Below are 15,323 nucleotides of genomic sequence, written 5' to 3' on the forward strand. Positions count from 1 at the left end.
GTCGATTACTGTTTCTGGTATTGGTCGAGGTCAAACAGCTTGTCGCGAATCGCCCAGAAACGTCCGCTCTTGCGGGCAATAACAATTTCAGGCGGGCGGAAGCGGTGCTCGTTATTGGCGACTTTTGTCGGGGCCGTATCGGTAAAGGGACGGTGGCGATCGGCAAGGTGCGGATTAACGAATTTTTTGGTGAACGTCTCTTTTTGTACCTTAGTGGACAGTGGCCATACTTCGCTAATTTCTGCCCCTTCGTCACTGATATAAATGACTTTAAGCTGAGGCTTGCCGTATTTGTTTTTGCCCGGTTCAAGACGGAGGTCGTGGCAGTTCATGATCATCGCATCTTTGAGCTTTAAGGCATCGCGCAGTTTTTTGTCTGGGTCAACCATCACGGCATCGCAGACATTACAGCGTCTTGCAGCGATGTCATTATCAGCGCCGCATTCTTCGCAGTATTTAGCACGGAAACGATAACCGCACTCTTCTCGTTCGCCGGTATCGTCGTCTTCGAAGTAGCCCTGGCAGCGGCGGCCATAGTGTTCAATCAGAAACCCTGCAGGATCGAGCTTGCCCCAGAAACTGTTTTTGAAACCACAAGCAGGGCAGGGCACCATAATCACTTCACTGTCACTATTCGGCTTAGGATCGCCAACTTCCGGCTGGTATAAGTCATAGCAGTTACCTGCATACTCAAGTACCAAGCAATCTTTTTTGCCTTCGAACAGGCGCAGTCCGCGGCCAACGATTTGCTGGTATAAGCTAATTGATTCTGTCGGGCGCAGTATCGCGATAAGGTCAACATGCGGGGCATCAAAGCCGGTTGTTAAAACCGAAACATTGACCAAGTATTTGATTTCCCGATTCTTGAATTGCTCAATGATCCTATCCCGTTCATCAAGCGGAGTATCACCAATGACCAAAGCTGCGTTTTCACCCTCGAGATAGCCCATGATTTCTTTGGCATGGTTGACGGTAGAAGCAAATATCATGACCCCGCGGCGGTCCTTAGCGTAGTCGATGACCTGATCGATGATCATCGGTGTCGCTCGCCCTGACTGTTCAATGACACTGTCGAGATCGGCTTCTTTGTAGCGACCGTTATTGCCCGGCTTTAGTTGCGAGAAGTCATAGCCCATAACGGCCATATCCATCATTTTGGGTTCGGTCAGGAAACCTTCGTCAAGCAAATAGCGGATCGGTAGCTCGAAAATACAGTCCCTGAAGAAGCGATCTCCCTCAGTACGGACCTGTCCACGCGTGTGGTATTTGTAAATCCACCCCATGCCTAAGCGGTAAGGGGTCGCGGTTAGACCTAGGATTTTAATGCCGGGGTTGATTTTCTGTACGTGTGAAATAACCCGGCGGTAGGCACTGTTCTCGTCATCGGGCACGCGGTGGCATTCATCGATAACCAACAATGAGAATTCATTGGCAAATTGGTCAAGGCTGTTGGCCATTGATTGAACAGAGGCGAAGACGACTTGGCGATCGGTCTCTTTTCTTCCTAGTCCTGCTGAAAAGATAGAGGCTTTGAGGTCATAACTTTCATATTTGCTATGGTTTTGTTCGACCAGCTCTTTGACATGAGTAAGTACCAGTACACGTCCACGGGCAATGCGTGCAAGTTCAGCCACGACCAAGCTTTTACCTGCCCCTGTGGGTAAGGCAAGTACGGCTGGTGAGGTATTCTTTCTAAAGTAATGAATGGTCGCATTGACACTGTCTTGCTGGTATGGGCGGAGCGTATACATAAATGGTGAAAAGCCCGGAAGTGGAAAATACTGTGTAAGTGTACAGGTAGGGCGCAAGAATGAAAACACCCGCGGGTAAACTGCCCACGGGTGATGATATATTCGGGTGTAAGATTAAGAGGCGATGTTTAGTGGCATTTCTTCTGCGGTGATGATTTTGGTCATCATGCAGAATTGGCGGCGCGGAACAAATTCATGTTTTTCATAGAATTTACGTGCCCCTTTGTTGCCGATATTCACTTCAAGCGAAAGGGCGTGAACCCCAGCAGAAGCCGCATGCGCTTCGATTTGCGGAAGTAGAACCGTACCGATCCCTTGCTGTCGCCATTCCGGCTTGAGGTAAAACTGGTCGATAAGGCCTACTCGTCCACCATGCTCCAAGCTGAAGCTATAACTAATAATAATATGGCCCGCAATGAGTTTTTCACCATCATTGTCCACTTCAATAAACCAAGCTTGGCCGAGCTCGGGATTAGTGATCAGGTGTTGGATAGCCTGCTGAGTTTGTTCTTTCTTTTTCGGCAGTACCTCATATTCAAAGAGCTCCTCAACCAGAGTAAGCAGCATGTCCATAGATGAAATACTTGGCGCAACAAGTGAAATATTCATATCGTAACCTTCACAGTTAGTCGGTATAACCAATGCGTAGATGATACTTGTTATACGTAACTATTGCCTGAATACGTTTATTGATTCTTACAGATACATCGAAAAAAGTTCGAGACTTTGAGGTTAGTTACGTTCTGAGATTTTGCACTGAACTTTTGGGAAAATATTGCTTCACTAAGCAGGGTGCTTTGTGGTTTCGTTGTTCAGTTGCTTCTATTTTAGTCCATTACACGCTGAGGATAATGCCTAACACCGTTAGAATTGCTATGATACGCGCTTTTGTACCATCTGGAGCCAACAATGAGGCTTGATAAGTTCCTTAGTACCACTCTTGGAATTACCCGTAAAGAAGCTGGTAAGCTATTAAAAAACAAACAAATTGAAGTGAACGGTGAAATTGTTAAAAACGGTTCCCTAAAGGTGACCGATGATTGCGACGTTCAATTTGATGGCCGCTCTTTGCGTTTTGATGGTCCACGATATTTCATGCTCAATAAACCATCGGGCTTTGTTTGTTCTCACGTGGATGACCATAACCCGACGGTTTTTGTCTTGCTCGATGTAGTGAGCCCGGAAAAACTGCACGTTGCTGGTCGCCTCGATGGCGATACAACAGGCTTGGTGTTATTAACAGATGATGGTCAGTGGTCACACCGTATCACGTCTCCTCGCCATGTATGCGAAAAGGTATACTACGTAGAAACGGCAGATCCTATTCCAGAAGAGACAATCAAGCAGTTTGCCGAGGGCGTGCAATTGCGCAGCGAGAAAGATCTTACCCGCCCTGCGAAGCTTGAAATATTAGATGAAAAAGCAGCGTTGATTACGATATCTGAAGGCAAGTACCATCAGGTGAAGCGTATGTTCGCTGCTGTTGGCAATAAGGTTGAAGCCTTGCACCGTGAGCAGATCGGCAGCGTGGAACTGGATGAAGATCTTGAGCCGGGTGAATACCGCGCTTTGACGGCTGAAGAAGTGGCGTCTTTCACCAAGTAACTGTACATATTAATAGAATAATATGAGAGGGATTATGCTAATGATCCCTCTCACTTTTATATTTCTCTCCATACTTTCCCTCTTTGGCAATATGACATGATAGAAAACGCACTATTTCCCAGAAGGAAAGAGTGTCTACGGCCAATTCATCGTACAATATCAGTCTTTGACTTTATCCAGCACAACTGAGAACACATGACTGCGACAGACAGCCAAAAACTAAGTATTCAACTCATTTTAATTTTAGGGGCAATTGGTGCGCTGACACCGCTGGCCATTGATATGTATCTTCCGGCGATGCCAACCATTGCCAAAGATTTGATGGTTAATCCCGGGTTGGTGCAAGCGACGCTAACTGCCTATACCGCAGGTTTTGCCGTCGGTCAGCTGGTACATGGCCCACTGGCAGATAGCTATGGTCGAAAACCCATTCTAATCATCGGTGTGATTCTATTTGCTATCGCTGCTGTTTTCTGTGCCGTGTCTGGGGATATCATTGAACTGACGTGGATCCGAGCGGCGCAAGGCTTTGCCGGTGCGGCTGCAGCAGTGATTATACAAGCCTTGGTGCGGGATATGTTCGAGCGTGAAGACTTTGCCCGAATGATGTCGTTCATTACCTTGGTCATGACCGTCGCACCGTTGATTGCGCCAATGCTGGGGGGATATTTGGCGGTATGGTTTGGTTGGCGCTCGATTTTTTGGGTGTTGGCACTCTTTGCCATTCTTATCTGTTTGGCAGTAACAACCAAGATCCCAGAGACGTTGCCAAAGGAAAAACGCTTGCCGTTTCATCTTGGTTCGACTCTGCGTAACTATGCAAAAATGCTCACCACGCCAGTGGCTGTAGGCCTAGTGTTCTGTAGCGGCTTCTCGTTTGCTGGTATGTTTACCTTCTTGACTGTTGGTTCATTTATCTACATTGATATTTACCACGTTAGTACGCAGTACTTTGGCCTGTTATTTGGTCTGAATGTGGTGTGTTTGATCTTGATGACCAGTATCAATGGCCGATTGGTGAAAAAGTTAGGCTCGCATTGGATGCTACGTTTTGGCCTGACTGTGCAGTTAATCGCCGGTCTTGGCTTGGTTTGTGGCCAGCTGCTTGGCTTGGGCTTGTGGGGGGTAGTGATCCCTGTCATGCTATTTGTCGGAACCATCTCAATTATCGGCAGTAACACCATGGCATGCCTGCTTGCTCGCTATCCTCATATGGCGGGTACGGCGTCGTCACTGGCAGGCACATTGCGTTTTGGTACCGGTACCGTTGTTGGCGGACTGGTTGCTTTAATGCATAACAACACGCCGTGGCCGATGGCGCTAACTATGGCGGCCTGTGCTGTGCTTTCAGCTTTGTTTTATTGGTTCCTTTCACGAGAGGCATAAAGGTTATCAATGGCTACGTTTTATCAAGAAATTTATAAGGTTGTTTCGCAGGGGCTGCAAGAGCTAGTTGACTCCCAGCAAGCTGGGAAGACACCGAAAAACCCTGTGAGTGAGACTCTGTATCTCAATGCTTGGGTGACCAAGGTCATCAAGCAGCAGCGTTATGATCATGTTGTTGCCAAGACGTTGGTTGCTTGGCAGAAGCAGGCGCGCAGTATGGGTAAAAATGCTCAACTGAAAAGCCAGTTCGAACAGATCAAAGCTTGCTACGAGGGGATCCCTCATGAAGGTGAGATTGCCAACACGCTGAGTGATGCTCAATTGACAGCATTGTATGAGCAGCTGGAGGAGCAAGACTGGCTGGTAACGACGGAACATGAAGTAAACCGTAAAGTCACTCACCATACAGATGGCCAGGCTTCACTTGTTGTGTGCTCGGCACAGCATGCAGCTGCTTTTGATGAAGCGGGCGAGATGGTGAAACCGTTGTCTTTGTTTGTACGTGGTGATGTCCGTGTATTGATTGATGTTGCTTATGCACAAGGTTTGTTGCTTTACAAAGTGACGGATTATAAATCGATTGTGAAGTACCACGGTGAGTATAAGCTATTCCCGCGAAATGCCGGCACGCACCTGCCAGAGCTACCCACTCAAAAGTAAGCGACTGCTATTATTGAAAAACGGGAACCCTAGTGGTTCCCGTTTTTGTATCTATATAGTTTCGGTCTTGCCCTCTTGGGCATGTGCGTGGCAGCGTTCAACTAGCGCATGCGTCATACCGCGGAAAATAAAAAGATGGGCAGGCATCATGGCAAACCAGTAAAGCAAGCCGGAAAACCCTGCAGGGTGCCACCAAGCTCGGATGTCGATTTCGCGGTGATCACCTTTGTCTTCTATGGTGAATTCCAACCGCCCAAGGCCCGGTGCCTTCATGCCAAATAGCAGTGACAAAAATTTATTCGGTACTATATTGATGACTTTCCATGAGTCGATTTTGTCGCCTAACTCCAGGTGTTCAGGATCCCTGCGGTAGCGTTTGAGGGCATCGCCGCCTATAGCGAAATCCATCCACTCCCGTATCCGCCATAAGTAGTTGGCATAGAAGTATCCTTCTTTTCCACCGACTAGCTGAACTTGCCGCCATAATTGCTCTGCGGTGGCATCGGTTTTCAAGCGGTATCCAGCTTGTTTTGGGTAATAGCCAAAGCCGGCTTGCCAGCGGGCGAGGGCATCCGGATCAAACCCCCATATATCGCTTCTGACCACTTCATTTTCATGCCCTAAGGTTTCTTCGACGGCTTCATCGTAACTAAGCAGATGTTGGGGGATCAGGGAATGTAGGGCCGTGCCGTTTGCCTGCAGATCATGTCCGAGCCCCCCAATGAGTGCCTTAGCAATATTGGTCGGTACCGATGTCACTATACGTAGCCACCTTGCAGCGAACTTGGGCGTAAGGAAGGGAACAGACAATATTCGTGCTTTTTTCCCTATATGCCGGCCGATCGTTTTTAGTTGTTCGGCGTAAGTGATGTTTTCTGGCCCGGCCACATCCATAATTTGATGGCGTGTTGGCATAAAATGCAGTAACTGCAGCAGATAGTACAGTAGGTTACGCAGTGCTATTGGTGAGCTTTTCGAATACACCCATTTAGGGGTGATGAGGAGCGGAAAGTGGAAAACAAAATCTCGCATCACCTCGAAGGCGGCAGAACCCGGGCCAACAATGATGCCTGCCCGTAGTTCTGTAATTGTTTTACCACTTTCCCTAAGGATATCGCCCGTGGCTTTTCGGGCTTGCAGGTGAGCGGAGGGTTCGCCGTCAGCAGGTTGCAGGGCGCCGAGATAGATCACTCGCTCAACTGAAGAATGCTTTAAGGCGTTACTGAAGTTTTGCGCCGCCTGTAATTCAATATCAATAAAATCATGGCCATGGTTCATGCCATGAACAAGGAAAAATACACTATCTACGCCTTCAAGCAGCTCGGGTAAATTTTCGGCTTCATTGAGATCTAATTGGTGCAGACTGACGTTCTCTATTTCTTGCCACCCGCGCTTTTCTAATAATTTTAGGTTGCGGCCAGTGGCTTTGATTTTGTAGCCAGCACTAGCCAATTCGGGCACAAGGTGACTTCCGATATAACCTGATGCGCCGACCACTAAAATTGTTTGCTCCATAAACTACAGCTCCGTGTCGCAGGGTTGTTGATTCGAGTTGATATTTACTGTGGGCTGAACAGTGATTCCCTGCAACTTATTGTAAGTAGGGTTTACACTAAAATATAACAGTAATTGGTATTAAGTTGAGTCTTTTTGTGAGAGCCGCGTAGGGAGGCTGTTGGAAATGTTGATTTGATGTGGCGTGTTAGTTGTATTTTATCTCCATGTTCCTCAAAGGGCTTTATAGAACAATCAGTTTACTGTAAATTTCAGTTCAAAGACTTCCTATCTCTGGGGATTATAATGTTACGACTGGTCGACCTTTGCAAAGGGTACATGGATGGTGATGAATATCATTCGGTTTTGCAAGGTGCTGAGCTGGATTTAAAGCAGGGTGAGCAACTGGCACTGATGGGTGAAAGTGGTTCGGGTAAGAGTACGCTTTTGAACCTTATTGCCGGCTTAGATTCCGTTGACTCAGGTGAAGTATGGTTAGGAGATAAGCCGATACATGATATCTCTGAACGAGAGAGAACCGCTTTTCGTCGTAACAATATTGGGTTGGTCTTCCAGCAATTCAATTTACTCCCCACCTTGACTACTGCTGATAATATTCGCTTTTGTCGCCAACTGAAGGGTTTACCGGAGAAGCCTGCACTTTGGCGGCAAATTATAGCCGCACTGGATTTAATGCCGTTGTTAGGGCGCTACCCTGAAGAAATGTCGGGAGGGCAACAACAACGTGCAGCCATTGCCCGGGCCCTTTACATGGAGCCGCAAATCTTATTGGCGGATGAACCGACCGGAAGCTTGGACGAACGAAATGCAGCAGCCGTGATTAACTTACTCGTCAACCTGACCAAGCAACTGCATTGTACTTTGCTGTTAGTGACGCACAGTAAACAGGTTGCCACGCACATGAATGGCTGCATTCGCCTGCAAGGAGGACTGTTGCATGTCAAGCCCCGTAGCTAAAGCGCTTTGGGGGCATTATAAGCGTCACCCTTTACAAATTGTCCTTGTATGGTTGGGGTTGACCCTAGGTATTGCCTTGTTAGTTGGGGTGATGGGGGTCAATCAGCAAGCCCGTGAAAGTTATCGTGATGGCGAGCTCCTTTTTTCTAATCCTTTTCCATATCGTATTCGTCACAGTCAACCGGCACTGAAAGTTCCGCAGGGATTTTATATCCAGCTTCGTCGCGAAGGATTCAATCAGTGCGTTCCGCTCGATGAACAGCGTATCTCGCTGGAAAATGGCCGCAGCGTCGAACTTGTCGGTATTGACCCTGTTGCGCTGTTCTCTAGCTTCCGTCGAACCACGATGGCGGGTACGGACAACCAAGAGCAAATACTGTCATTGATGCAACCGCCGTATCCTGTGTTGGTGGGCGATCAACTTGCCAACTATATGGGGTTTAAAGATGGCCAAACATTATTGCTGGAGTCAGGTAAGACTATCGGGCCGCTGCATGTATTGAATGAAGAACGGATAAAGGGGCCTCGGCTTATTGCCGATATGTCCTTGCTTAGGCAGTTGCAGCCAAGTTCAGGGTTGAGCTCTATTCTATGTGGTGAGTTGGATGCCCAAACCCTCAGTCGGCTTGAAGAACAGTTGCCCGCCGCACTGAAGCTTGAAAAACAAGAAACTGCGGGTCTAGAGCCATTGACCGATGCGTTCCACTTGAACTTATTTGCAATGGGAATGCTGGCTTTTGTTGTCGGGCTATTTATCTTCTATCAAGCAATGTCACTGTCATTTTCTCAGCGCCAGCCATTGGTGGGGCTACTGAGGCAGGCCGGTGTTTCGTCTGGGCAACTGGTGCGGGCACTGAGTGTCGAACTGATTGTCTGGATTATTGTAGGGCTGGTCGGCGGTAATCTGTTTGGTTTATTACTGGCTGAGAAGCTGTTGCCGTCGGTGGCTCAAAGCCTCAACGACCTTTACGGGGCAAATGTCAGCCTCGTGGTTCGCTGGCAATGGGAGTGGGGCCTTGCTTCGGTATTGATTGCTGTCGGTGGTTGTTTACTGGCTTGCGGCTGGCCATTGGTACGCTTGATCAAGTCTCAGCCTGCGCGCCTGTCGACCCGGATGTCTTTGGTCAGGTTCAGTGGCCGTGAATTTGCGCTACAAGCCGTATTCTCATGTCTGTTTATCGGTGCTGCTATTGCAGTGTATCAGTTGCCGCATGGCCAAAAGGCCGGTTTTGTTTTGATTGCTTGCATCCTGATCGCGTCGGCTTTGGCAATGCCATTCCTGTTGTGGCAACTGTTCCGGGTATTGGGGATTGCGGCTCGCTCTGCGCGCCTGCGCTGGTTTTTCACTGATGCAGCGGCCAGTTTAAGCTATCGCGGTGTCGCCGCAATGGCGTTTATGCTGGCGCTGGCATCAAATATCGGGATGGAAACCATGGTGGGGAGTTTTAGGAATACCACCCAAACATGGTTGGAGCAGCGATTGGCTGCTGATATCTATATCCGCCCTTCGGTCAATATGGCGCCGAGAATGACGCAATGGTTGGAAAACCAAGATGAGGTGAAACAGGTTTGGTGGCAGTGGCGTAAGATGTTGCCAACCGAAGCGGGCACCCTGCAAGTGGTCAGTGTTGGTGGTACTACCGATGAGAAACAGGCTTTGGCCGTGAAGGTTGCGGTCCCCAATTACTGGCAGAAGCTCCACCATGAACGTGCCATTTTGGTGAGTGAATCGATGGCGCTGAAGCAGAATATCAAGCCGGGACAAGTGTTAGATCTTCCCCCGCCACTGAATAAGCGATGGCTAGTTGCTGGGGTTTTCTATGATTATGGTAATCCACATGGCCAAATCATTTTGTCCCAAAAACGCTGGAAAGCCGTATGGCCGCATAAAGGTCAGGTTAGCTTGGCGGTACATCTTGATGAGCACTCTAAAGCCGAGACCATGATCCGCTCACTGGGTGAGACCTTCCGGTTGCCACCTGAGCGGATCCGGAACAATAACGAGTTGATGCTACAAGCGATGAACGTCTTTGATCGCACCTTTATCGTGACGGCAACCCTAGGCAAACTGACCTTGTTTGTGGCTGTATGCGGTTTGTTCTTTGCCACTGTGGCGGGAGAAACCTCGCGCCTTCGCCAGTTTGCCTTGCTGCGCTGTATGGGAATGACTGGGCGCGAGCTTGCTTTGCTCGGTGGTGGCCAGTTGCTCGTTATTGGGTTGTTGACGGCTTTGATTGCTCTGCCACTGGGACTGGTATTGGCCCAGCTGTTGATTGATGTGGTGCTTAAGTATTCGTTTGGTTGGACGATGCCTATCGAGTACTTCCCAACAAACTATCTGTTTTCTTTGGGCTCGGCATTGTTGGTGTTGTTGCTGGCTGGAGCTTGGCCTGTATGGCGCTTGGTGAAGCAGTCAGCCATTATGTCACTAAGGGAGTCGTTCTGATGAAGGGAAACAAGTTTCCTCGTTGGTATTTAGTTGTTTCGATACTGACGTTGATCGTCGTACTGTTCATGTTGAGCTACGACAGATCCGAGAAAAAGAGCAACCCTTCAGTCGCGATGATGTCAGGGCAGGACAGTGAACAATTTGCCCAAGTTGAGCCAGGTTATCAATTTCAGTTTCCTCGTGATCATTTACCGCATCCAGAATTCAGAACGGAGTGGTGGTACCTGACGGCAAACCTCAAGTCAGATGACGGAGAGGAGTTTGGTCTGCAGTGGACCCTGTTCCGTTCCCGTTCGTCCACAGAAGAAGGGCGGGGTTGGAAAAGTCCGCAGCGATACATGGCGCATACGGTGGTGACCAGTAAAAATAAAACATGGTCAGCAGAGCGTTTTGCTCGTGGCGGTATTGGACAGGCTGGTGTACTGGGCCAGCCTTACCGCGCCTGGCTGGATAATTGGGAGTGGCGTTCTGTTTCAGACTCACCTTTCCCCGGTATTTTATCCTTCGCTGACAATAGCGGTATGGCGGGTAAATTAGCTATCCAGCAAACCGGTGGCATCGTACTGCAGGGGAAGCAAGGCTATAGTAGAAAGCATGCAACAGAAGACATTGCATCTTACTATTTCAGCGCACCTTTCTTGCAGATAGATGGGCGGTTGGAACTGGATGGCAAGCGTTACCAGGTTTCCGGCGATGCTTGGTATGACCGTGAGTGGAGTAGTCGTGGCCTTTCAGACAATCAGGTAGGCTGGGATTGGTTCTCTATCCATCTCGATGATGGAAGTGCGTTAATGCTGTACCAGATCAGGGAAAAAGATACTCGACCGTATTATTTTGGCTCGCTAAGTTGGCCTGATGGCAATACTGAGGTATTGGCAGCGGAAGATATTCAACTATCTCCAGTGACATTTACAAGCTATGGGGATAAGACATATCCCGTGGTGTGGCAGGTTAAAGTGCCATCAAAGGCGATAGAACTTAAAGTGGATGTGGTCCGAAAGGAGCAGTGGCTTCCCTTCATCTTCTCGTATTGGGAAGGACCGATAACGGTCACAGGAAGTCACACAGGACAAGGATTTATGGAGCTGACTGGCTATTGAAGCCGCGCCCTGTAAAAGATTATTAGGAACAATAGGTGTTAAGTAACTTGCATTTCGATGAACAGACGCTGTCGCAGCGCTTAATGAATCATCGCCGGGAGTTTCATCGCTACCCGGAAGCTGCGTGGCGTGAATTTTTTACGACAAGTCGTATCGCTAGCCACCTTGAACATTTTGGCTACTCGCTACATTTCAGTGATGAAATCATTAAGCGCTCTTCAATCATGGGGCGTAATGACGTGCTCGTCGCTGAAGCGCAAGAGCGGGCAATTAGCTGGGGGGCAGATATTACTTATCTGGCTCATATGGATGGGATCACCGGTATCGGGGCAGAACTGGATACGGGTAAGCCTGGTCCTGTGATTGCACTACGTTTTGATATTGATGCTGTTGAAGTGATGGAAAGCGAAGAAGATGCCCACCGCCCGCGCTTTCTGGGTTTTGCTTCTCTTGCGCCGGGTGTTGCCCACGCATGTGGGCATGATGCCCATGCTTCTATTGGTTTAGGTGTGGCTGAGGTACTGGCTGAAAATAAGCACCTGCTAACAGGCAAAATTAAGCTACTGTTCCAGCCGGCCGAAGAAGGGTGCCGTGCGGGTAAAGCCATCGCAGAGAGTGGCTGGCTTGATGATGTCGATTATTTCTTTGCTGCCCATATTGGTATGAATGTGCCAAGTGGGACGCTGGTCTGTGATCCCCAACACTTTTTATGCAGCTCAAAGTTTGACCTTCACTTTACGGGGAAACCGGCCCACGCGGGTATCGAGCCGAACGCAGGGCAAAACGCCCTTGCTGCCGCTTGTACCGCGGTCAGTCAAATGCTGGCAATTCCACGCCATCGCGACGGCATGACGCGTATAAACGTCGGCCAAATGCATGCGGGTGATGGGCGTAATGTCATTCCGGCCAGTGCGGTGTTATTGGGGGAAACTCGCGGTGAGAACCGTGCGCTTAATTCCTATATGTTCCAGCAGGTAGAGAATATTGCCCAAGCCGCAGCCATGATGCACGGAGTCAAAGTGAAGCTCTGTGCCCAAGGCGAGGCAATTGGCCTTGAGAATGATCCTGAGCTGGTTGAATTGCTGGAGAGGGTTGGTCCTGATAGTGGGTTTTCAGAAGTGGTGCTAGAAAAAGACTTTGGCGCCAGTGAAGATGCGGGATATTTGGTTGATCGTGTTCAGTCACGTGGCGGCAAGGCGATATATTGCTTGGTCGGCTCGGACTTAACAGCAGGCCATCATAATGGGGACTTTGATATCGATGAGAGCCGCATGCTGCCCGCAGTGAAGCTATTGCTCAATGCGGTCAATGCGCTTCAGCAGCCGCCTTTGGTAGAAGAACCAATAGATGAGCCTTCGATTACGAGTAACTAGCCCCTAGCTATATGCCCCAGTAATTAACTGGGGCTTTTTGTATCTGGTCTTGCATCCGTTGGTAATCACATCTTTTAGAGAGAGAGGATGAACTAACGCAGTTATAAGGCTTTTCTCAATAGTGTGATAACTGTTTTAGCCGTCTAACAATTCGATAGATAAGACGATTTTTTTCTGCGTGTTAGCCAAAATACCCTAGCATTAGTAAATATGTCCATAAGGGCATAATGACTAATGCTAGGGGCGTGGGGTGAGTAAAGCCAACACTCAAGTACTTCGTATCAGAGATAAGCTGTCGGTTTTCCAGTTGGGAAACTGGTTAATCCCTTTTTGCTTGAGTGATAAGTTCAAGTTTGCCTTCCGTGTCGCCATCAGTCTCACATTAGCCTATATGATCCCAATGGCTTTGGGGTGGGCACAACCGTCAACTGCCGCAACGACCGTGATGTTGATAGCATCGACAGGTAGCCGTCGTGAATCCATGGCTAAGGGGACGCTGCGCGTACTCGGTACCATTGCTGGTGGCATTATTGGTTTGCTGTTAGTTGGGTTCTTTGCCCAGGATCGTTTGCTGTATATGCTGGCGGTTTCTCTCGTTGTTGTGATCGTTTTCTATATTCGATCTGCTTATCTTAATGACCCGACATTGTTTATGCTCACCGGCGTCATGATCCTCATGATGTACAACGGGGGAGATGCTGAAGGGGCCTTTCTATACGGTATCGATCGTACTTTTATGACGGTATTTGGGGTTGTTGTTTATACCTTAGTCGGTGTCTTTCTTTTTCCGCCAAAGGTTGAACAAAACCTCCGTCAGTTAGGCGATGATCTCACAGCAGCGCAAAAGGCGCTGTTCGAAGCAATGAGCTTGCCGCCTCAAACAGAGCAGCCAGCCGATCCGCCAGAACTACTTGAAGAGGAAGCAGAGCCGCCTGAGCCTGAAGTAGAGAAAGAAGCAACCACTTTAGTCGAACTCAGCAAATCGTTGTTCGCGGCTCAACAAGCATTTGAAGCAAGGTACCAGGCCCTCAACAGTGAGTGCAGTGAAGTGTCTGCTTATAAAAAAGAGTGGGATGGTACGGTGGCTTTATATAGTCAAATCACTGACTTGCTCCTTTTTGCCGCCAAGGATCACACCCGATCGGGTGGGCATCCGGTTGAGTACCTGCGTGATTTTGATGTACGGCGAACCGAGGTACTCAAATTATTCGACAGGCTGCCTGATGCTTGGGAAAAACAAACCGCGCATTCGCCCCAGACAATGGATCCTATTGAGTATGATGCAGAAAGGCTGAAACAGGCGGGACACCTATACCGAGGAGAGGCCATTTCTTCCGGTTACTTGTTTAATCAGTTGCGAGAGCGACTGTCCAAGCTTGAAAGCTGTATCAGCAGTATTGATTCATTGACGGGTACCGTAGACTTCGAATTACCGCCGTTAAAAGCCAAGCCCAACTTTAATTGGTGGGATGCTGAAAATGCCAAGTCGGCGATTAAAGTGTTTGTGACTTACTGGGTAGCAGGCGCATTTTGGATTCAGTTCAATCCGCCGGGTGGCTATAACTTTGTCATTTTCAGCACACTTTTTGTTTCTATACTCTCCTTTCTTCCCTTCCATCCCGTGATGCTATTTATTTTGTTTACCTTAGGGTTTGTTTTCTCCGTTCCGGCCTATGTTTTTCTATTGCCGCAATTAACCCTAGGCGCAGAGCTGGCTTTATTTATTTTTATTTATACCTTTGTCGGTTTCTATGTGCTCAAAGGTCCGGTGACGATCTTCTTCTTGCTCGGCATGTTCACCCTCGGCATTGATAACAATATGGTATACCACTTCGGTATCACCCTAACGATTGTTACCTTGTTTTACATGACGGTGCTGTCTGTGGTGGTTTCTTACTATTTACCGTTCTCAAGTCGGCCTGAACACCTGCTACTCGTTTTCAGGGAACGCTTTTTCCGTCATGCAACAGGCGTGATCCGGTTGCTGCAGGTCGATAAGTTGTCATTGTGGCAAAAGGTTCAGTTGGTTTGGCGGATCACCACCATGGTGGTAGCGCTGAAAAAAATGCAAGTGTGGGGGGGGAAATTTAAGGCGGATCACTATCCATCGTTCACGGCTGAACAGCTCAATGGCTATATTGCGCAGTGTGATTTATTCCACCATCACCTGATGACGTTCATCAAGGCGCGTAAAAAACTGGATGAAAACCCGTTACTGGTTCAGGCCAAAAAAGGCAATAGAGATACGGTGATCCCCGCACTGGCACAGGCTTTATGGCAAGTGGAATTAGCTAAAGGTGACGGGCTCAATGCAGAGCATTTAAAGCAAGACTACCAAGACTTAGAAGCTAGACTCGATAAGTATTTTTCTCATCTCGAATTGGAGAAGTATTCTAATTCAGACATTGCCGGCTTTTATATCTTTCTAAACTTGAAGAAAAATATTTTTGAATCGTTGCTCAGTTGCAAGCAGGTCAGCGATGAAGTTGTTTGGGAAGAATTGTCTATGAAGCGGTTTTAGGGGGCA

General features: G+C 48.4%; 11 protein-coding genes. 8 read left to right on the forward strand and 3 right to left on the reverse strand.

Features of this window, described 5'->3' with window-relative positions; translation table 11 throughout:
• Positions 1 to 5: 5 nt before the first annotated feature.
• Together radD and L4D79_RS20630 are read right to left on the reverse strand one after the other, a co-directional pair.
• On the reverse strand, positions 6 to 1,751 hold the full coding sequence (radD, locus tag L4D79_RS20625) for a DNA repair helicase RadD (protein ID WP_428653858.1): 1,746 nt from the start codon (positions 1,749 to 1,751) through the stop codon (positions 6 to 8).
• A gap of 114 nt (positions 1,752 to 1,865) precedes the next feature.
• Complete coding sequence (locus L4D79_RS20630; protein ID WP_428653860.1) at positions 1,866 to 2,360, reverse strand: GNAT family N-acetyltransferase; 495 nt, start codon at positions 2,358 to 2,360, stop codon at positions 1,866 to 1,868.
• Between the two features lie 300 nt (positions 2,361 to 2,660).
• Here L4D79_RS20630 and rsuA point away from each other — a divergent pair, with 300 nt between their 5' ends.
• The 3 genes from rsuA to L4D79_RS20645 all read left to right on the forward strand — a co-directional run bounded on the left by rsuA (position 2,661) and on the right by L4D79_RS20645 (position 5,402).
• Positions 2,661 to 3,356 carry a 16S rRNA pseudouridine(516) synthase RsuA gene (gene rsuA, locus L4D79_RS20635; protein ID WP_428653862.1) on the forward strand — a complete coding sequence of 232 codons (696 nt, stop codon included), beginning with the start codon at positions 2,661 to 2,663 and terminating at the stop codon, positions 3,354 to 3,356.
• A 195-nt stretch (positions 3,357 to 3,551) separates the two neighbouring features.
• Positions 3,552 to 4,742 (forward strand): Bcr/CflA family multidrug efflux MFS transporter, encoded by a 1,191-nt coding sequence (locus tag L4D79_RS20640; RefSeq protein WP_428653864.1) that lies wholly within the window; start codon positions 3,552 to 3,554, stop codon positions 4,740 to 4,742.
• A gap of 9 nt (positions 4,743 to 4,751) precedes the next feature.
• The gene (locus tag L4D79_RS20645; RefSeq protein ID WP_428653866.1) at positions 4,752 to 5,402 is read left to right on the forward strand and encodes a DUF2913 family protein; all 651 of its coding nucleotides are present in this window, start codon (positions 4,752 to 4,754) and stop codon (positions 5,400 to 5,402) included.
• Between the two features lie 51 nt (positions 5,403 to 5,453).
• Here the strand turns inward: L4D79_RS20645 and L4D79_RS20650 are convergent, their stop codons facing one another.
• Positions 5,454 to 6,917 (reverse strand): DUF2867 domain-containing protein, encoded by a 1,464-nt coding sequence (locus L4D79_RS20650; protein ID WP_428653868.1) that lies wholly within the window; start codon positions 6,915 to 6,917, stop codon positions 5,454 to 5,456.
• Between the two features lie 285 nt (positions 6,918 to 7,202).
• Between L4D79_RS20650 and L4D79_RS20655 the strand changes: the two genes are divergently transcribed.
• The 5 genes from L4D79_RS20655 (at position 7,203) to L4D79_RS20675 (ending at position 15,317) form a co-directional block, all read left to right on the forward strand.
• Complete coding sequence (locus L4D79_RS20655) at positions 7,203 to 7,874, forward strand: ABC transporter ATP-binding protein (RefSeq protein WP_428653870.1); 672 nt, start codon at positions 7,203 to 7,205, stop codon at positions 7,872 to 7,874.
• Positions 7,855 to 10,320, forward strand: a complete 2,466-nt coding sequence (locus tag L4D79_RS20660; RefSeq protein ID WP_428653872.1) for an ABC transporter permease — start codon at positions 7,855 to 7,857, stop codon at positions 10,318 to 10,320. Before L4D79_RS20655 ends, L4D79_RS20660 begins: the two co-directional genes overlap by 20 nt.
• Positions 10,320 to 11,423, forward strand: a complete 1,104-nt coding sequence (locus tag L4D79_RS20665; protein ID WP_428653874.1) for a lipocalin-like domain-containing protein — start codon at positions 10,320 to 10,322, stop codon at positions 11,421 to 11,423. Before L4D79_RS20660 ends, L4D79_RS20665 begins: the two co-directional genes overlap by 1 nt.
• A gap of 35 nt (positions 11,424 to 11,458) precedes the next feature.
• Positions 11,459 to 12,796 (forward strand): amidohydrolase, encoded by a 1,338-nt coding sequence (locus tag L4D79_RS20670; protein WP_428653876.1) that lies wholly within the window; start codon positions 11,459 to 11,461, stop codon positions 12,794 to 12,796.
• 334 nt (positions 12,797 to 13,130) lie between these two features.
• A complete protein-coding gene (locus tag L4D79_RS20675) occupies positions 13,131 to 15,317 on the forward strand; it encodes an FUSC family protein (protein ID WP_428654101.1) in 2,187 nt (728 codons plus the stop codon).
• Positions 15,318 to 15,323 lie beyond the last annotated feature (6 nt).

Source organism: Photobacterium satsumensis (assembly GCF_050336935.1).
Lineage (GTDB): Bacteria > Pseudomonadota > Gammaproteobacteria > Enterobacterales > Vibrionaceae > Photobacterium > Photobacterium satsumensis.

Excerpts from the sequence above, each read along its gene's own strand:
- L4D79_RS20640 (WP_428653864.1), top strand. The coding sequence starts at position 3,552 with ATGACTGCGACAGACAGCCAAAAACTAAGTATTCAACTCATTTTAATT.
- L4D79_RS20660 (WP_428653872.1), top strand. The coding sequence starts at position 7,855 with ATGTCAAGCCCCGTAGCTAAAGCGCTTTGGGGGCATTATAAGCGTCAC.
- radD (WP_428653858.1), bottom strand. The coding sequence starts at position 1,751 with ATGTATACGCTCCGCCCATACCAGCAAGACAGTGTCAATGCGACCATT.
- rsuA (WP_428653862.1), top strand. The coding sequence starts at position 2,661 with ATGAGGCTTGATAAGTTCCTTAGTACCACTCTTGGAATTACCCGTAAA.
- L4D79_RS20665 (WP_428653874.1), top strand. The coding sequence starts at position 10,320 with ATGAAGGGAAACAAGTTTCCTCGTTGGTATTTAGTTGTTTCGATACTG.
- L4D79_RS20650 (WP_428653868.1), bottom strand. The coding sequence starts at position 6,917 with ATGGAGCAAACAATTTTAGTGGTCGGCGCATCAGGTTATATCGGAAGT.
- L4D79_RS20655 (WP_428653870.1), top strand. The coding sequence starts at position 7,203 with ATGTTACGACTGGTCGACCTTTGCAAAGGGTACATGGATGGTGATGAA.
- L4D79_RS20630 (WP_428653860.1), bottom strand. The coding sequence starts at position 2,360 with ATGAATATTTCACTTGTTGCGCCAAGTATTTCATCTATGGACATGCTG.
- L4D79_RS20645 (WP_428653866.1), top strand. The coding sequence starts at position 4,752 with ATGGCTACGTTTTATCAAGAAATTTATAAGGTTGTTTCGCAGGGGCTG.